We start from the raw sequence: 16,371 nt of genomic DNA, 5'->3' as shown, positions 1-16,371 counted from the left end.
GACATGAAGCGATTCGCAAAAGCCGGCCTGCTGAGCGTCTGCCTGCTCGCCGCCGGCATTGGCCAGGCCCTGGCCCATTCGACGGGCGAGCACGCCGGACACGCCATGAAAGCCGCGCCGGCCGGCTTCCAGAGCACCGAGATCAGCATCGCCGACGTGCCCCTGGTGGACCAGGACGGCAAGGCGGTGCATCTGGAGAGCGACCTGGTGGCCAACCGCATCGTGGTCATGAGCTTCATCTACACCAGCTGCACCACGGTGTGCCCGGTGGTGTCCTCGATCATGGCGAAAGTGCAGAAGCAGCTCGGCTCGCGGGTCGGCGCCGAGGTGCAACTGGTGTCGCTGAGCATCGACCCGCAGCGCGACGATGCCCGGCGCCTCAACGACTACGCCCGCGCGTTCCAGAACGGCCCGGGCTGGAGCTGGCTGACCGGCTCGCCGCGTTCGGTGAGCGACACCCTCAAGGGCCTGGGCTCGGTCGGCGGCGACCTGAACAGCCATGCGCCACTGATCCTGGTGGGCGATGGCAACAGCCGACGCTGGACGCGTTACTACGGCTTCACCGATCCGGCGCTGCTGGTCCAGGAAGTCGAAAAACTCAGTGCGCAACGCAGTGCACACGCCGGCCACGCCGCAGTCGCAATGGAGCAACAGCCATGAAAAGCACCGAATGGATTGCCCTGGGCCTGTGTTTCTGCATTTTTAGCGCCGTCGCCTTCGCCCATGAGGAACATGCGCCGCCGCCCGCAGCGCCACAGGCCACCCAGGTCGCGCCACCGGCCAGCGGCACCCGCGATGCCCGCACCTGGTTCACCGACACCCTGCTGCAGGACCAGAACGGCGAAACCCTGCGCTTCTACAGCGACGCCCTGGAAAACCGCGTGGTGCTGCTCAACGTGATCTTCACCAGCTGCACCGACGCCTGCCCGCTGATCACCCGCAAGCTCAAGGAAGTGCGCGAAGTGCTGGGCGACCAGGCCGAGGGCGTCACCTTCATTTCCCTTACCAGTGATCCGCTGCGCGACACCCCGGCGGTGCTAAAGGCCTACACCTTGAAGCAAGGGGTCGATGACCCCCACTGGCTTTTCCTCACCGGCGACAAGGCGCAGATCGACCTGGTGCTCGGGCGCATCGGGCAGATCATTCCGTCGCCGGAGCAGCACTCGACGCAGTTGATCGTCGGCGACGTGGCCAACAAGCGCTGGAGCAAGATCCGTCCGGATGCCCCGGCGTCCGCCATCGCCCAGCGTTTGCAGTTGCTGCGCATGCCCGTGGCCAGCCGTTGAGCGCGCCCCATGAAGACCTTCCTTGTCCTCGCCCTGTGGTGGCTCGCCGGCCTGGCCGGCAGCGCCGCGGCGTTGCCGCTGGATGCCAGCGAAAGCGCCGGCAAGCGCCTGTACCGCGAGGGCCTGTCGGCGAGCGGTGAGGCGGTGATGGCGCGGGTCGGGGCGGCGGACATCATTCTGCCGGCGACCCGCTTGCCTTGCGCCGGTTGCCATGGCACTGACGGCCGCGGGCGGCCCGAGGGCGGTTTGCAACCACCGGACCTGAGCTGGTCGCGCCTGAGCAGTGTGCACGGCCAGCAGCAGGTCAACGGGCGCAGCTATCCGGCGTATTCCGACGCTGCCCTGGCCCGGGCGGTCCAGGAAGGTCGAGACCCGGCCGGCAATCGCCTGAGCCCGGCGATGCCGCGCTTCGTCCTGTCGATGAACGACCAGCGCAACCTCACCGCCTATCTCAAACGCATCGCCGATGACCAGGACCCAGGCCTCGATGCCACCAGCGTGCACCTGGGTACCTTGCTGCCCGGCAGCGGGCCGCTGGCCGAGGAGGGCGCCACCGTGGCGGCGGTGCTCAAGGGCTGCGTGCAGCGCATCAACGCGGCGGGCGGGATTCACGGACGGCAGTTGCGCTTGAGCATCGTCGATCCCGGCCCTGACCGGGCCAGTGCCGAGCAGGCGCTGGGGCGGTTGATCGATGAAGCGCAGGTGTTCGCCCTGGTCGCACCGCTGGCCCCGGCTTTGGGCCCGACCCTGGCGACACGCCTGGAGCGCGCGGGCATTCCGTTGATCGGCGCGGTGTCGTTGCTGGGTGATGCGCAGTCCAGCCGGCAGGTTTTCGAGCCGCTGCCGGGGCTGCGCGAGCAACTGATCGCCCTGGCCGACCATGCTCGTGAGCAACTGCAGGTGCAGCAGGGCCCGACCCTGATCACCTACCCGGACGAACCGGGCCAGCAACGGGCGGCACAGGCGTTGGGCAACCATCTGCAGGCCAATGCCTGGCTGGACGTCCGCGTGCAACCCTACGACCCGGCGCAGGAGGCGCTGCCCCTGGGCTTTCGTTCGATCTTCTACCTGGGCAGCGGCGCTGCGTTCAGCCGCTTCGCCGGGCATTTGCAGGAGGCCGGGCAGGCGCCGTACCTGTTCGCCGTGGCCAGCCAGGTCGCCGGCGATCTGTTCCAGGTGCCCGAAGGGTTTTCCCGGCGGGTGTTTCTTGCTTATCCGTTCATCCCGGGGGACTGGACCGCTGCCGGGCGCCAGGCGCTCGGCGAGGTGCGCCAGGCCGCAGGATTGGGCGGGCAGCATGCGGTCCTGCAAGTGGGCGCGTTCAGTTCGATGCTGCTGCTCGGCGAAGCCATGAAGCAGGGCGGACGCGACCTCAGCCGCGACAAGCTGGTCCGGGCGCTGGAAGGCCTGCATGACTTCGCCACCGGCCTGACGCCGCCGATGAGCTTCGGGCCGGGCCGGCGCCTGGGGCTCAGTGGCGCCCATGTGGTCACCCTGGAACTGCCCGGGCAGCGCTTCTACGTGGTCGCACCCTATAAACCGATTGCGGCACTGCCATGACGGGGGTTCACTCATGAAACTCAACGGCTGGATGATCCTGCTGACCTTGTGGGCGCCCGCGGCGCTGTGCAGCAACGAGCCTGTGGTGGCGCGGGTCAATGGCGAGGAAATCCCGGCGTTGCGCCTGGAGCGCTATTTCGCCGAATACCTTGAAGACCAGGGCAGGGCAGTGGGCAGCATCCGCAGCCCCAAGGCCTATCAACAGCTTCGGCGCCAGGCGCTGGACGCCCTGATCGACCGGGAACTGCTGTGGCAGGAGTCGCAAAAGCGCGGCGTGGTGATCAGCGACGAAGTGGTCAAGGCCCAGGTCGAGCAGACCCGCCAGGCCATGGGCGGCGCCGAAGTGTTCAGCCGCCGCCTGGAGGATGCCGGCTTCGACGAGGCCGGCTTTACCGAGTACACCCGCCGCGAACTGGCGGCGAAACAGGTATTCACCGAGCTGACCGAGGTCAGCCCGCCGGATGAACCGACGGTGCAGGCCTTCTATGCGCAGCACCGCGCCGAGATGAGCCGCCCCGAGCAGGTCCAGGCCCGGCATATCTTGGTCAAGGTGGCGCGCGATGCGGATGCCGCCACAGTCGAAGCGGCGCGACTACGCTTGCAGGAAATCAGCGGGGAAATTGCCCGCGGCGAAGATTTTGCCAGTGTCGCCAGCCGTCGCTCGGAAGATGCCTCGGCCAGCGCCGGCGGCGACCTGGGTTACTTCTCCCGGGGCCGGATGTTTCCCGAGTTCGAAGCGGCGGCCTTTGCCTTGCGCCCGGGGGAGATCAGCCAGCCGCTGCGCACCGACGCCGGATGGCACCTGATTTATTTACAGAACCACTTGGAGGCAGCCGATGTCTCAGAGGAACAAGGACTGGAAATGGTTCGCACTTACCTTCTCCGCGAGCAGCGCACGCTGGCTCGACAGCAGGCTTTGGCGCACTTGCGCGCGCGCAATCGAATCGAACGGATCGACGACCACTGAAGCGGTTTTCCCCACTATCGGGGAAAACCCTCAAGCCGTGCCCGTGGCCATCCCCGCCTTTGGGGGATGCCCGCCCGGTGTGAAAATCTTCTTCATGAATATCAACTACATGCAGCGGTAGTCGGACCGCCCTTCAGCCTGGCACGAAGCGTGCTCAAGCCTATTCAAGGCGCACGCTCCACCAGGCCCGGCACTCGGACCTGCGGTTACAAGGAGTCTGCCTTGTTAAACAAAGTACTGGTTGTTGAAGACGAACAGCTGCTTGCCCAGAACCTCCAGAATTATCTGCAGGCGCAAGGGCTGGAAGTCCGCGTAGCGCACGAAGGTGCAGCGGCCATCGGTGAAGCCGAGGGTTTTGCTCCCAACGTGATGGTGTTCGATTACCGCTTGCCCGATATGGAAGGTTTCGACGTTCTCGATGCAGTCCGCCAGGACAGGAAATGCCACTTCGTGCTGATCACCGGGCATCCCACCACGGAAGTCTGTGATCGGGCCCGCAAGCTGGGGGTCAGTCATATCCTGTTCAAGCCGTTCCCCCTGGCGGAACTGGCCCGCGCCGTCTTCGACCTGCTGGGCGTGGAGCGTGAGTCCACCACCAGCGCCAAGCGTTCCGAGGGCTTCGTCGAACGCCGCCAGCACAAGACCGAAAGCTTCCCGCTGCAGCTGTACGACGGCAGTTGGGTGCTGGCGGATCGCCGGAAACCCCAGGCATCCGTAGCCCCGGACGACGAACAGCTGCTCACCGGGAAGGACTGACGCGGCGGACCGCAACCGCTCGCCGCGTCGACAGGGCCCCAGGCCCCCGGCGTTGGAGAGCAAGCCATGGACCGTCGATCCCTTGCCGTCGAACCGGCACCGCAGGACTGCGTAGTCCCCCGATTCTCCAGTGAACAACTGGCCCAGGCCCGCTCCCGTGCTGCCACCTCCGGCGAACGGCTCCTCGACGCCCTTGGCGTGCTCTGCGAACTGGCGCCCATGCCGTTCATCCACTGCCTCGGTGCCACCCTGCATTACCCGGTGCTGGACACCGACAGCCTGTTCAAGGCCAGCCCGGTGTTCGACCGGGTCACCCTGGCGCAGTGCCTGAAGCGCGAATTCATTCTCCTGCGTCACGAGGACACGCTGGTCGGCGTGTTCGCCGATCCCTTCGACAATGCCCGCCTGGCCTGGATCGACGACTGCCTGCACGGCGCGCCGCTGTACCTGGTGCACGCCGACGACCTCAAGGCCTACCTAGCCCGCCACGAAGAAAGCTTCCATGCCGTCGAGTCGCTCAATACCCAGGCCGATGCCCAGGTCGAGCGCGACACCCTGCAAAGCCTGTCCCTGACCAGCATCAGCGAAGACGCCAGCGTGGTGGTCAAGCTGGTCAACTCGACGCTCTACGACGCGTTGAAGATGCATGCCAGCGATATCCACCTGGGCACCACCGGCAACGGCCTGGTGATCAAGTACCGCATCGACGGCGTGCTCAACAACATCAGCAAGGTCCAGGGCAGCGAGTTCGCCGAGCAGGTGATTTCCCGGGTCAAGGTCATGGCCGAACTGGATATCGGCGAAAAGCGCGTGCCCCAGGACGGCCGTTTCAAGATCGGCATCAGCGGCCGCCAGATCGACTTCCGCGTGTCGATCATGCCGAGCATCTTCGGCGAGGACGCGGTGCTGCGGGTGCTGGACAAGCAGGACCTGGCCGACAAGGTCAGCGGGGTGCAGTTGCAGGCCCTGGGCTTCGCCGACGAAACCCTGCGCCAGTTGCGCCGCCTGGCCGCCGAGCCCTACGGCATGGTGCTGGTCACCGGCCCCACCGGCAGCGGCAAGACCACCACGCTGTACGCGATGATCAGCGAGATCAACCACGGCGTGGACAAGATCATCACCATTGAAGACCCGGTGGAATACCAGCTCCCGGGGGTATTGCAGATTCCGGTCAACGAGAAAAAGGGCCTGACTTTCGCCCGGGGCCTGCGCTCGATCCTGCGCCATGACCCCGACAAGATCATGGTCGGCGAGATCCGCGACCCCGACACCGCGCAGATCGCCGTGCAATCAGCCCTGACCGGGCACCTGGTGTTCACCACCATCCACGCCAACAACGTTTTCGACGTGATCGGCCGCTTCACCCAGATGGAAATCGACCCCTATAGCCTGGTTTCCGCACTCAACGCCGTACTGGCCCAGCGCCTGATCCGCCTGGTCTGCGCCACTTGCGCCGCGCCGCACCAGCCCGATGCCGAGGAGCTGCAGCGCTCCAACCTCGACCCGCACCAAGTCGCCCATTATCACTTCGTCCAGGGCAAGGGCTGCGGCCATTGCCGCGGCAGCGGCTATCGCGGGCGTACCGCAATCGCCGAGCTGCTGAAACTGGACGACGAGCTGCGGCAGATGATCGTCGAGCGCCAGCCGGTGGCGAAGATCAAGGCCCTGGCCTGTCGTCGCGGTTTGCGCCTGCTGCGCGAATCGGCCCTGGAACTGGTCCAGCAAGGGCGTACCACGCTCGAGGAGATCAACCGTGTCACGTTTATCGCCTGATCGTTATATCGCCGTGCTCGGCGCCAGCGGCGTCGGCCTGGGCCGCCGCCAGGGCAGCGAAACCCTGTGGCTGGGCAGCGTCGGTTTCATCGACGAAGGCTTCCAGGCCTGGAGCGTCGCCCTGGACACCCTCGACCGCCTGCTCGGCGAACACTGCCCGGCAGGTGCTCAACTGAGCGTGGTGGTTTCCGCGCACTTCAGCCGCTTCTGCCTGGTGCCCTGGAGCGAGCAGATCGCCCGCCCGGATGAGCTGCTGGGCTTTGCCCGGCTGTGCTTCGAAGACCTCTACGGCACGGCGGACCAGCCCTGGGACCTGACCCTGTCGCCCGAGCCGGCCGGCTGCGACCGGATCGCCGCAGCCTTGCCCCGGGCCTTGCTCGAACGTCTGCGCAACGTGGCCAGCGGGCGCGGCCTGCGCCTGCGCTCGGTGCAGCCGTACCTGATGGCGGCCTTCAACCACTTCGACAAACAGCTTGATGCCGGCGACCTGCTGTTCGTGGTCGCCGAGCCGGTGCGCAGCGTGCTGCTGCTGGCCAGGGCAGGGCGCTGGGCGGCGGTGCGTTCGGTGGGCAGCAGTGACAGCGACGCCGCCCTGGGCGCGTTGATCGCCCGCGAAAGCCACTTGCAGGCGTCCAGCAGCGAGCGGCCCTTGAATCTCTACCTGCATGCCCCGGCGCGCCTCGAGTCGCCGGCGCAGGTAGCGGGTGTACGGGTGCTGGATGAAGCGGGCAGCGGCAGCCGCGACAGCCTGCACGCCATGTCACGGGCGGTGGCCTGAATGCGCCCCCTGACGCTGGAATTCCAGCCACGTCGCCGCTCTGGTCCGCTGGGCTGGGGCCTGCTTCTGGCCGGCGGGCTGCTCGCCGTGGCCTGCCTGGCCGGCCACTACGTCGTCGACAGCGGCACGGAACAACAGCAGGGCCACCTGCAAACCACCCGGCATGCCCTGACCGGCAGCAGTCCCGCCGCTGCCAGCCTGACCCCGGCGCAGACCCGCGAGCAGGCGCAGAACCTGGCGGAGATGAACAAGGTCTCGCAACAGCTGCGCCGACCCTGGGAACGCCTGTTCGCCACCCTCGAACGTCTGCCACGGGACAACATCGCCTTGCTTGCCCTGACCCCGGATGCGCGCAAGGGCCAAGTGCGGATCAGCGCCGAGGCCCGCGACCTGGAAGCGATGCTCGACTTTCACCAGCGTCTGGAAGCCAGCGACGAGCTGTCCGACGTGTCCCTGCTGAGCCACGAGATCGTCGCCAACGTGCCGGAGCACCCGGTGCAATTCAACCTGTCGGCGACCTGGGAGATGGGCGATGCGAATCCCTAGACTGATCGTTCACGAATACCTCCAGGGCCTTGGCGTGCCCGGCCTGCTAGGCGCCGGCCTGCTGCTGACGGCGGCGCTGTACGCCGTGGCCGGGCTGCAGCCGGCCTGGCAGGGCCTGCAACAGCTTGAACAGCAGACTCGTGATGCCCGCGAGTACCTGGCCAAGGTCGAAGACGGCAGCCTGGCGGCGCCCGTCGTGCCGCAACGCCAGCTCGACGACTTCCGCAGCAAGCTGCCGTCGCAGCCGCTGGCAACAGTCGCCATCGACCGCATCTACGCCCTGGCCGCCCAGGAGCACATCACCCTGGCTCGTGGCGAATACGCCCTTGGCGTCGATCCCAGGACCCACCTGGCGCGCTACCAGATTCTCCTGCCGGTGCGCGGCAGCTATCCGCAATTGCGTCGCTTCCTGCACGCCTTGCTGGGCCAGTTGCCGGCGGTGGTGGTAGAGGACGTCGAGTTCCAGCGCAAGAAGATCGCCGACACCGAGCTGACCGGGCGGATCCGTATGACCCTCTACCTGTCGAGGTCGTGATGAACAGCAAACGCAAGGCAGCCTGGCTCGCGTTCTTCGGTATCGCCGCGGCGCTGGGCTGGGCCCCGGAATACTTCGACAACGCTGAACGGCCCGTGGTCCCGGTCATTCAGGCGCAAGCCCCCGGCGGCGCCGGCCCGGCGCGCCTGGCGACGGCAGCCAAGGCCACCCCGATCCGCGATCTCAGCCCGGTCGGCGACCTGTTCGCCAGCCGCAGCTGGAAGCCTGCCGCGACCCTGGCCACGGTCATCGAGCAACCGCTCAGCGTCACGCCGCCGGTGCAGGCGCCCACGGCACCGGACATGCCATTCCAGTTCGTTGGCCGGCTCCATGACAGCAGTGATCTGCAGGTATTTCTACAGGACGGCGAAAAACTCTACGTCGTGCGCAAGGGCGACGTTATCGACGAAAACTGGCGGGTGGAGGGCATTTCCGATGTGGAACTGAGCTTCGTCTACCTGCCACTGCACGTGTCCCGGACCCTGTCCGTGGGGAGCTCGCAATGAACCGATTCCGTTTGATGATGAGTCTTGGCGTGTGCATCGCCCTCGCCGCGTGCAGTTCGGCCAGGGTGGCCAACAAGGAGGCCAGCGACCTGATCGAGTCCGGCCAGTACGAAGCCGGCCTGGCGCGGATCGAGGAGGGCCTGCGGGAAAACCCGCGGGACACCGAATTGCACCTGGCGCTGAACATGGGCCGGGCCCGGGCGATCACCGCGCTGCTGAGCGAAGGCGACCGCGAGCGGGCCCTGCGCAATGTCGCCCCGGCGCGCCTGGCCTACGGCCGGGTGCTGACTATCGAACCGAACAACCGCCGCGCCCAGGACGCCCTGCGCCAGCTCGACTACCTGCGCAGCATGGATGAAAAGCTCGAACTGGCCCGGGGCGACCTGCGCCGTGGCGATATCTACGGCGCCGACCGCCAGGTCAAGCAGATTCTCGAACTGGACCCGAAGAACGACGGCGCCCTGGAGCTGCAAGGCAGTATCCGCCTGGTGCAGAGCCGCAACGTCGTGCAGTACCCGCAACTGCGCACGCGCCTTGACCGGCCGGTAACCCTGGAGTTCCGCGATGCCAACCTGAAGACCATCTTCGAGGTGCTGTCCCAGGTCGCCGGCCTGAACTTCATCTTCGACAAGGACCTGCGCCCGGACATGAAAGCCACGATCTTCGTGCGCGATGTGCGCATCGAGGACGCCGTGGCCCTGCTGCTGCAGCAGAATCAGCTGCACCAGAAGGTGGTCAACGAGAACACCCTGCTGATCTACCCCGACTCGCCGCAGAAGCTCAAGGACTACCAGGAGCTGGTGATGCGCACCTTCTACCTGACCAGCATCGACGCCAACACCGCGCTGAACATGATCAAGACCATGCTCAAGACCCGCGACGTGTTCGTCGACGAGCGCCTCAACACCCTGACCATGCGCGACAGCGAAGACGCCATCCGCATGGCCGAGAAGCTCTTGCAGTCCCAGGACCAGTCCAACCCGGAAGTGGTGCTGGAAGTGGAAGTGATGGAAGTCGCCCGCCAGCGCATCCTCGACCTTGGCCTGCAATGGCCGAACACCTTCGGCGTGCTCAATAGCGATGGCGGCGCAGTGACCGTGCTGGATCAGCTCAAGGGCATCAACTCCAGCCGCATCACCATCGCACCGTCGCCCCAGGCCAAGATCAACGCCCAGGACAACGACATCAACACCCTGGCCAGCCCGGTGATCCGGGTCAGCAACCGCGAGCAGGCGCGCATCCATATCGGCCAGCGGGTGCCGATCATCAGTGCCACCTCGGTGCCCTCGACCCAGGGCCCGGTGATCACCGAAAGCGTCACCTACCTGGACGTCGGCCTCAAGCTCGAGGTGCAGCCGGTGGTGCACCTGAACAACGAGGTGGCGATCAAGGTGGCCCTGGAAGTCAGCAATGCCACGCCGCTGGAGCCGACTCGCCAGGGCACCATCCCGGTCCAGGTCGACACGCGCAACGCCCAGACCACCCTGCGCCTGCATGACGGCGAAACCCAGATCCTCGCCGGCCTGGTGCGCAACGACCATGGCGCCACCGGCAACAAGATCCCCGGCCTAGGCGATATTCCCGGGCTGGGCCGGCTGTTCGGCAGCAACAAGGACACCGTGGGCAAGTCCGAGCTGGTGCTCTCCATCACCCCGCGCATCGTCCGCAACCTGCCGTACCAGAGCCCGTCGGACATGGAATTCCCCACCGGCACGGAAACCAGCATGCATATCCAGGCGCCCGATCGCGCGCTGGGCACGGCAAGCCGGGGTATCGAGCAGGCCGACCCGGTCGCGGTGACCACCTCCGTCGTCGTCGGGAAGCCTTGAACATGAACGCCGCCGCGCAACGCTCGGCCCAGCGGGGTTTCACCCTGATCGAAGTGGTCGTGACCCTGGCCCTGATCGGCCTGCTCGCCGGGCTGGCCGCACCGCTGACCGAAACCGTGGTGCGCCGCGGCAAGGAGCAGGAGCTGCGCAGCGCGCTGTACCAGATCCGCGATGCCATCGATGCCTACAAGCGGACCTTCGACGCCGGCTATATCGAGAAGTCGCTGAACAGCACGGGCTACCCGCCGAACCTGCAGGTCCTGGTGGACGGCGTGCGTGATGTGCGCAGCGCCAAGGGCGCCAAGTTCTACTTTTTGCGCCGCGTGCCCCATGACCCGTTGACCACGGCCAAGGCCGACGACCAGGGCGGCTGGGGTCTGCGTGCCTACGACAGCCCCAGCGACAGCCCGCGTGAAGGCCAGGACGTCTTCGACGTCTACTCCAGGGCCCGGGGCAAAGGGCTCAACGGCATTGCGTACCGGGAGTGGTGAACTTATGCGCCGGGAAAAAGGCTTCACCTTGCTGGAATTGATGGTGGTCATGGCGATCATCGCCACCCTGATGACCATCGCCTTGCCGCGCTACTTCGACAGCCTCGAAGCGTCCAAGGAAACCACCTTGCGCCAGAGCCTGTCGGCCATGCGCGAGGCCCTCGATCACTACTACGGCGATACCGGGCACTATCCCGAATCCCTCGAGCAACTGGTGGAACAGCGCTACCTGCGCAACGCGCCGATGGACCCCATCGCGCAGCGCAAGGACGCCTGGGTGCTGGTCGCTCCGCCCGACGGGGTGGCTGGCGGCGTGGCGGATATCAAGAGCGGAGCCAGCGGGAGGGCGCGTGATGGCAGCCTGTATGCCGAGTGGTAAGCCGGCGCGCCAGGGCGGTTTCACCTACCTGGGCGTGCTGTGCCTGATCGCGCTGATGGGCATCGCCCTGGCCGGTGCCGGCGAGCTGTGGTCGACGATCTCGCGGCGTGATCGCGAGCGCCAACTGCTCTGGGTCGGCACCCAGTACGCCCAGGCGCTGCGCAGCTACTACCGCGCCTCGCCGGGCCTGGCGCAGTACCCGAAAAGCCTTGAGGACCTGCTGCAGGACGAGCGTTTCCCGTCGGCCCGCCACCACATCCGCCAGCTCTACCCGGACCCGGTGGGCGGTGGCGAATGGACCTTGCAGCGCGGTTTCGACGGGCGCATCACCGGCATTGCCAGTGCGTCCAGCCAGACGCCGCTCAAGCAGGCGGACTTTCCCAGCCAGTGGTCGGACTTCAACGGCATGGGGCGCTACAGCGACTGGCAGTTCGTCGCGGAAAAGGCCTTTCTCGAAGGCGCCTCCAACCGCGCGAAGAAGGCCCAGCCATGAACCGCCAGGCCCTGGCTGCACTGTTCCTGGCCCTGTTGCTGCCGTTCGCGGCGACCCGGGCGGAAGAAGAAATGCTCGGCTTTATCGTCGACGACACCATTTCCCATATCGGCCACGACTTTTATTACGCCTTCAGCGAACGCCTGCGGGCGACCAGCCCGATGGACTTCAACCTGGTGGTGCGGGAGCGGCCGTCGGCGCGCTGGGGCAGCCTGGTGACCGTCGAATATCAGCAGCGCCTGGTGTACCGGCGTTTCCTCGCGCCCAACACCACGGAACTCAAGGACGAGGCCTACGCGGCCGCCGACTGGGTTCGCGCGCAGATCGTCCAGCGCAAGCTGGAAACCTTGTTGCAAGACACCACGGACCTCGAGAGGGACGAACTATGAACAACAACATCCGTACCCGACGCCTCTGCCTGCTGCTGGCGGGCCTGGGCAGTTGCGGCCTGGTCCAGGCCACCGAACTGGTCTACACGCCGATCAACCCGTCGTTCGGCGGCAACCCGCTGAATGGCACCTGGCTGCTCAACAACGCCCAGTCGCAGAACGACTACGACGACCCCGACCTCAAGTCGCGGGTCACTCCGGCCGGGACCTCGGCCCTGGAAAGGTTCTCGGCCCAGTTGCAATCGCGGCTGCTCGGGCAATTGCTGGACAACATCTCGACCGGCAACACCGGCAGCCTGTCCACCGACGCCTTTATCGTCGATGTGGTCGATGATTCCGGTGCCCTGAGCATCGTCGTCACCGACCGGGCGACCGGTGAAATCTCGGAAATCCAGGTCAACGGCCTCGCGCCTTGACGGGGCCTTGGGGTGAAGGGGAGCAAGGACATGAAAAGAATACTGATGCTAGGGCTGCTGGTGGCTGCATTGCAGGGGTGCGGTCTGCGCGACACCGTACCGGCCGAACAGGACACCGAGTCGCCGACCCTGACACCGCGGGCGTCGACCTACTACGACCTGCTCAAGATGCCGCGGCCCAAAGGGCGGCTGATGGCGGTGGTCTATGGCTTCCGCGACCAGACCGGGCAATACAAGCCGACCCCGGCCAGCTCGTTCTCCACCAGCGTGACCCAAGGCGCCGCGAGCATGCTGATGGACGCGTTGCAGGCCAGTGGCTGGTTCGTGGTGCTGGAGCGCGAGGGCCTGCAGAACCTGCTGACCGAGCGCAAGATCATCCGCGCCTCGCAGAAAAAGGCCAACACACCGGTCAACATCCAGGGCGAACTGCCGCCACTGCAGGCGGCCAACATGATGCTCGAGGGCGGCATCATCGCCTACGACACCAACGTGCGTAGCGGCGGTGAGGGGGCGCGTTACCTGGGGATCGATATTTCCCGCGAGTACCGGGTCGACCAGGTCACGGTCAACCTGCGGGCGGTGGACGTGCGTAGTGGGCAGGTGCTGGCCAATGTCATGACCAGCAAGACCATCTACTCGGTCGGGCGCAGTGCCGGCGTGTTCAAGTTCATCGAGTTCAAGAAACTGCTGGAAGCGGAGGTGGGCTACACCACCAACGAACCGGCGCAGTTGTGCGTGCTGTCGGCGATCGAGGCGGCGGTGGGGCATCTACTGGCGCAGGGGATTGAGCGGAAGTTGTGGCAGGTGGCGGGAGAGGGTTCGGCGCCGGGGCAGAACGAGACGCTGGATCGGTATTTGTCGCAGAGCGGTATTGGGGGGGCTGGGGAGTAAGGATCCGCTTCAGGACATCAGCTTGATCTCATCTTGCGCGGCGGTTGTGGGAGTGGATTATTCCGGTCCCACACCCGCCGCCGCGCTTTGGCTAAAGTCGGAATCGCCAGACCACCGCGATTGCTGTAGTGAATCCACCATCGCAATCGCTGGCAAGCCAGCTCCCACAGTGACCGAGTCGTGCCCGGGATTGATGGCCGGCAGAGGACCCTGTGGGAGGTGGCTTGCCGGCGCAATGAGGCCGGCATGGGCAGTGAGGGTGTCTGGTCGGGCCAATCGCTGGCAAGCCAGCTCCCACAGTGACCGAGTCGTGCCCGGGATTGATGGCCGGCAGAGGACCCTGTGGGAGCTGGCTTGCCGGCGCAATGAGGCCGGCATGGGCAGTGAGGGTGTCTGGTCGGGCCAATCGCTGGCAACGCCAGCTCCCACAATGACCGAGTCGTACCCGGGATCGATGACCGGCAGAGGACCCTGTGGGAGCTGGCTTGCCAGCGATGAGGCCGGCACGGGCGGTGATGGTGTTTGGTCGGGCCAATCCCCACAGTGACCGAGTCGTGCCTGGGATTGATGGCCGGCGGAGAACTCTGTGGGAGCTGGCTTGCCAGCGATGAGGCCGGCATGGGCGGTGATGGTGTCTGGTCGGGCCAATCCCCACAGTGACCGAGTCGTGCCCGGGATTGATGACTGGCGGAGAACCCTGTGGGAGCCGGCGTTGCCGGCGATGAGGCCGGCACGGGCAGTGATGGTGTCTGGTCGGGCCAATCGCTGGCAAGCCACATACAGTGACCGAGTCGTGCCCAGGGTTGATGACCGGCAGCCCCTTGTGGGAGCTGGCTTGCCAGCGATGAGGCCCGGCCGGACACCCTCAGGATCAAGGGTGAAATCCACCCAAAAGCCTCACTGCTGCAACACACTCGCCTGGTTGGCCGCCCCAAACTGCTGCACCGTCGCCATCTGCCCCGTCCCGCTCTGATCCACCGTGGCAATGTTGCCATCCCCACCCTGGGTGACATACGCGACGTTCATGCTGTCCGCCTGCTTGACCGTGATCTGGTTGTCACTGCCATACAACTGCGCGGTATACGCCTGGTTGCCATCCCCGGACTGGTCGAACGAAGTGCTGTTGCCACTGCCATTCGAGAAGCCCTGCGCCAGGTTGGCCGTGCCACGCTGGTCGGCGATAAGCAGGTTGTCGCTGCCGTTCTGCTCGAAGTACAGCTCGTTGTAGTTCTCCGCCTGGCTGACCGTAGTCTTGTTGCCGCTGCCGTTCTGCTGGGTGGTCATGACGTGGCCGACGCCATCCTGGGTGAAGTTGGCGACGTTGCCGCTGCCGGCCTGGTTGATCGTGGCACGCTGGTCGAGGCCGAACTGGCCACCTTCCTGCGGGCCTTTCCAGTTGCTGGCATAGACCTTGTTGTCGTTGCCCAGCGAGGTGGCGTTGAGCACCAGGTTTTCCCCGGACTGATAGGTGAAGTGCAGGTTGCCACTGCCTTGCTGGTACAGCGCCAGGCTCGAGGCGGTGGATTCGTACTGGTCGGCGTAGATCGCGTTGAGGTCACCAACCTGGAACACCTGGGCCACATTGTTTTCGCCGAAACTCTGGTCGACCACCGCTTCGTTGGCCTGCCCGTATTGCTGGATCGTCGCCTGGCTGGCGGCCTGGCTATCCTGCCAGACTTCGTTGCCGTTGAATTCGCCCATCTGGGTGATGTTGACGGTACCGCCCAGGCCGTTGCGCTGGTCGCCATAGGCGTAGTTGCTGTCGCCTGCCTGGTAGATATCGATCTGCCCGCCGTTGTGCAGCACCTGTTCAGCGGTGCCGTAGTTGGCCGTGCCGTACTGGATGACGATGGCGTTGTTGCCGATGCCGGGGTAGAGCTGCTCGACGTTGGCTTCGTTGCCGTCGCCGAATTGCCGGGTAGTGGCGGTGCCGCTGTCCTGGCTCTCCTGATAGATGAAGGAGAAGTTGCCCGTGCCCTCCTGCTGTTGCAGCGCGACATTGCCGCCTTCGCCAATGGACTGGCTGGCGTGGCTGATGTTGAACGCGCCCTGTTGTTGTTGCTGGATGCTGCTGCCGTTTTCGAACAGTTGCTCGGCGTAGCCGGCGTTGTAGTCGCCGGCCTGGTACTGGTCGATGACGCTGGTGGCGGTTTTCTGCACCGCCGCCGCGTCGTTGCCCTGGCCGGACTGATGCTGGGTGGACAGGCTGTTGTCCGCCAGGGCCTGGGTACTGAGAATCACCAGGATCGCGGCGGTAAGGGGCGTCAGTTTGAACATGATGAAACCTCCGGGGAGCGCACTGCGTTAGCGATATTGTCGGACCGAGACGCTCATGCCGTTGCCGGACTGGCTGACGGCGCTTTGCAGCCCCGTGCCGGCCTGCTCGATGCTGGCGTCGTTGTTGTTGCCGTGCTGGGTGATCTGGGCGCGATTGTGGCTGCCGCTCTGGCTGATGCCCGCGCTGTTGCCGTTGCCTTGCTGGGTGATCGTGGCCATCAGGTCGTTGCCCTGTTGCAGGATCCAGGCTTCCTGGTTGCTCCCCGACTGCACCACATTGCCGAGCAGCGACTGGCCGTTCTGTTGCACACGCGCCTCGTTGGCCTGGCCGTTCTGCACGATCAGCGCCTGCTGGCCAACGGGTGGGGGCAGCTCGCCGAGGTCGCTGCCCGCGGCGAGGTCGTCGTTTTCCATCAGGTCGTCGGCCCCCGCGCCCACACTGCCCAACAGCAGGAAAAGGCAGAGCAGGGCGGCGGTCGACGTGTTCATGGATAGCTCC

Annotated in this window: 19 protein-coding genes; 17 read left to right on the top strand and 2 right to left on the bottom strand. The window is 65.8% G+C overall.

Annotation, left to right across the window (positions count from 1 at the left end):
• Positions 1–3 precede the first annotated feature (3 nt).
• The 17 genes from AC2CQI_RS06120 (at position 4) to AC2CQI_RS06040 (ending at position 13,595) form a co-directional block, all read left to right on the top strand.
• Positions 4–660 (top strand): SCO family protein, encoded by a 657-nt coding sequence (locus AC2CQI_RS06120; RefSeq protein WP_484579535.1) that lies wholly within the window; start codon positions 4–6, stop codon positions 658–660.
• On the top strand, positions 657–1,286 hold the full coding sequence (locus AC2CQI_RS06115; protein ID WP_484579534.1) for an SCO family protein: 630 nt from the start codon (positions 657–659) through the stop codon (positions 1,284–1,286). Before AC2CQI_RS06120 ends, AC2CQI_RS06115 begins: the two co-directional genes overlap by 4 nt.
• Before the next feature lie 9 nt (positions 1,287–1,295).
• Entirely contained in the window at positions 1,296–2,846 is a 1,551-nt protein-coding gene (locus AC2CQI_RS06110; RefSeq protein WP_484579533.1) for a cytochrome c/ABC transporter substrate-binding protein, read from the top strand.
• Positions 2,847–2,859: 13 nt separating this feature from the next.
• Positions 2,860–3,813 (top strand): peptidylprolyl isomerase, encoded by a 954-nt coding sequence (locus AC2CQI_RS06105; protein WP_484579532.1) that lies wholly within the window; start codon positions 2,860–2,862, stop codon positions 3,811–3,813.
• 222 nt (positions 3,814–4,035) lie between these two features.
• A complete protein-coding gene (locus AC2CQI_RS06100; RefSeq protein ID WP_484579531.1) occupies positions 4,036–4,569 on the top strand; it encodes a response regulator in 534 nt (177 codons plus the stop codon).
• Positions 4,570–4,635: 66 nt separating this feature from the next.
• A complete protein-coding gene (locus AC2CQI_RS06095; protein ID WP_484579530.1) occupies positions 4,636–6,342 on the top strand; it encodes a GspE/PulE family protein in 1,707 nt (568 codons plus the stop codon).
• Positions 6,323–7,120: a hypothetical protein gene (locus AC2CQI_RS06090; protein ID WP_484579529.1), complete on the top strand. Its 798-nt coding sequence runs from the start codon at positions 6,323–6,325 to the stop codon at positions 7,118–7,120. Before AC2CQI_RS06095 ends, AC2CQI_RS06090 begins: the two co-directional genes overlap by 20 nt.
• Positions 7,121–7,666: a PilN domain-containing protein gene (locus AC2CQI_RS06085; protein WP_484579528.1), complete on the top strand. Its 546-nt coding sequence runs from the start codon at positions 7,121–7,123 to the stop codon at positions 7,664–7,666.
• Positions 7,653–8,201 (top strand): GspMb/PilO family protein, encoded by a 549-nt coding sequence (locus AC2CQI_RS06080; protein WP_484579527.1) that lies wholly within the window; start codon positions 7,653–7,655, stop codon positions 8,199–8,201. The genes AC2CQI_RS06085 and AC2CQI_RS06080 overlap by 14 nt, the downstream gene beginning before the upstream one ends.
• A complete protein-coding gene (locus tag AC2CQI_RS06075; protein ID WP_484579526.1) occupies positions 8,201–8,707 on the top strand; it encodes a hypothetical protein in 507 nt (168 codons plus the stop codon). The genes AC2CQI_RS06080 and AC2CQI_RS06075 overlap by 1 nt, the downstream gene beginning before the upstream one ends.
• The gene (locus tag AC2CQI_RS06070) at positions 8,704–10,536 is read left to right on the top strand and encodes a secretin N-terminal domain-containing protein (RefSeq protein WP_484579525.1); all 1,833 of its coding nucleotides are present in this window, start codon (positions 8,704–8,706) and stop codon (positions 10,534–10,536) included. Before AC2CQI_RS06075 ends, AC2CQI_RS06070 begins: the two co-directional genes overlap by 4 nt.
• A 2-nt stretch (positions 10,537–10,538) precedes the next feature.
• Positions 10,539–11,027 carry a type II secretion system protein gene (locus AC2CQI_RS06065; protein WP_484579524.1) on the top strand — a complete coding sequence of 163 codons (489 nt, stop codon included), beginning with the start codon at positions 10,539–10,541 and terminating at the stop codon, positions 11,025–11,027.
• A 4-nt stretch (positions 11,028–11,031) separates the two neighbouring features.
• Positions 11,032–11,406: a type II secretion system protein gene (locus tag AC2CQI_RS06060; protein WP_484579523.1), complete on the top strand. Its 375-nt coding sequence runs from the start codon at positions 11,032–11,034 to the stop codon at positions 11,404–11,406.
• The gene (locus AC2CQI_RS06055) at positions 11,381–11,899 is read left to right on the top strand and encodes a type II secretion system protein (RefSeq protein ID WP_484579522.1); all 519 of its coding nucleotides are present in this window, start codon (positions 11,381–11,383) and stop codon (positions 11,897–11,899) included. Before AC2CQI_RS06060 ends, AC2CQI_RS06055 begins: the two co-directional genes overlap by 26 nt.
• Complete coding sequence (gene csgE / locus AC2CQI_RS06050; RefSeq protein WP_484579521.1) at positions 11,896–12,288, top strand: curli production assembly/transport protein CsgE; 393 nt, start codon at positions 11,896–11,898, stop codon at positions 12,286–12,288. Before AC2CQI_RS06055 ends, csgE begins: the two co-directional genes overlap by 4 nt.
• On the top strand, positions 12,285–12,704 hold the full coding sequence (locus AC2CQI_RS06045) for a curli assembly protein CsgF (RefSeq protein ID WP_484579520.1): 420 nt from the start codon (positions 12,285–12,287) through the stop codon (positions 12,702–12,704). Before csgE ends, AC2CQI_RS06045 begins: the two co-directional genes overlap by 4 nt.
• 30 nt (positions 12,705–12,734) lie before the next feature.
• A complete protein-coding gene (locus AC2CQI_RS06040) occupies positions 12,735–13,595 on the top strand; it encodes a CsgG/HfaB family protein (protein ID WP_484579519.1) in 861 nt (286 codons plus the stop codon).
• Between the two features lie 897 nt (positions 13,596–14,492).
• Here AC2CQI_RS06040 and AC2CQI_RS06035 read toward each other — a convergent pair.
• The gene (locus tag AC2CQI_RS06035) at positions 14,493–15,872 is read right to left on the bottom strand and encodes a curlin (RefSeq protein ID WP_484579518.1); all 1,380 of its coding nucleotides are present in this window, start codon (positions 15,870–15,872) and stop codon (positions 14,493–14,495) included.
• A 27-nt stretch (positions 15,873–15,899) separates the two neighbouring features.
• Positions 15,900–16,361: a curlin gene (locus tag AC2CQI_RS06030; RefSeq protein ID WP_484579517.1), complete on the bottom strand. Its 462-nt coding sequence runs from the start codon at positions 16,359–16,361 to the stop codon at positions 15,900–15,902.
• Positions 16,362–16,371: the final 10 nt, after the last annotated feature.

Source organism: Pseudomonas sp. P2S-1 (assembly GCF_057197725.1).
The sequence above is the reverse complement of the archived record's forward strand: the minus strand, read 5'-3'. Positions and strand labels throughout refer to the sequence as shown.

What these genes read in the sequence shown, in the direction of transcription:
- AC2CQI_RS06115 (WP_484579534.1), top strand. Translation starts at nt 657, where the DNA reads ATGAAAAGCACCGAATGGATTGCCCTGGGCCTGTGTTTCTGCATTTTT.
- AC2CQI_RS06105 (WP_484579532.1), top strand. Translation starts at nt 2,860, where the DNA reads ATGAAACTCAACGGCTGGATGATCCTGCTGACCTTGTGGGCGCCCGCG.
- AC2CQI_RS06080 (WP_484579527.1), top strand. Translation starts at nt 7,653, where the DNA reads ATGCGAATCCCTAGACTGATCGTTCACGAATACCTCCAGGGCCTTGGC.
- AC2CQI_RS06035 (WP_484579518.1), bottom strand. Translation starts at nt 15,872, where the DNA reads ATGTTCAAACTGACGCCCCTTACCGCCGCGATCCTGGTGATTCTCAGT.
- AC2CQI_RS06045 (WP_484579520.1), top strand. Translation starts at nt 12,285, where the DNA reads ATGAACAACAACATCCGTACCCGACGCCTCTGCCTGCTGCTGGCGGGC.
- AC2CQI_RS06120 (WP_484579535.1), top strand. Translation starts at nt 4, where the DNA reads ATGAAGCGATTCGCAAAAGCCGGCCTGCTGAGCGTCTGCCTGCTCGCC.
- AC2CQI_RS06040 (WP_484579519.1), top strand. Translation starts at nt 12,735, where the DNA reads ATGAAAAGAATACTGATGCTAGGGCTGCTGGTGGCTGCATTGCAGGGG.
- AC2CQI_RS06085 (WP_484579528.1), top strand. Translation starts at nt 7,121, where the DNA reads ATGCGCCCCCTGACGCTGGAATTCCAGCCACGTCGCCGCTCTGGTCCG.
- AC2CQI_RS06030 (WP_484579517.1), bottom strand. Translation starts at nt 16,361, where the DNA reads ATGAACACGTCGACCGCCGCCCTGCTCTGCCTTTTCCTGCTGTTGGGC.
- AC2CQI_RS06095 (WP_484579530.1), top strand. Translation starts at nt 4,636, where the DNA reads ATGGACCGTCGATCCCTTGCCGTCGAACCGGCACCGCAGGACTGCGTA.
- csgE (WP_484579521.1), top strand. Translation starts at nt 11,896, where the DNA reads ATGAACCGCCAGGCCCTGGCTGCACTGTTCCTGGCCCTGTTGCTGCCG.
- AC2CQI_RS06110 (WP_484579533.1), top strand. Translation starts at nt 1,296, where the DNA reads ATGAAGACCTTCCTTGTCCTCGCCCTGTGGTGGCTCGCCGGCCTGGCC.
- AC2CQI_RS06070 (WP_484579525.1), top strand. Translation starts at nt 8,704, where the DNA reads ATGAACCGATTCCGTTTGATGATGAGTCTTGGCGTGTGCATCGCCCTC.
- AC2CQI_RS06060 (WP_484579523.1), top strand. Translation starts at nt 11,032, where the DNA reads ATGCGCCGGGAAAAAGGCTTCACCTTGCTGGAATTGATGGTGGTCATG.
- AC2CQI_RS06075 (WP_484579526.1), top strand. Translation starts at nt 8,201, where the DNA reads ATGAACAGCAAACGCAAGGCAGCCTGGCTCGCGTTCTTCGGTATCGCC.
- AC2CQI_RS06055 (WP_484579522.1), top strand. Translation starts at nt 11,381, where the DNA reads ATGGCAGCCTGTATGCCGAGTGGTAAGCCGGCGCGCCAGGGCGGTTTC.
- AC2CQI_RS06065 (WP_484579524.1), top strand. Translation starts at nt 10,539, where the DNA reads ATGAACGCCGCCGCGCAACGCTCGGCCCAGCGGGGTTTCACCCTGATC.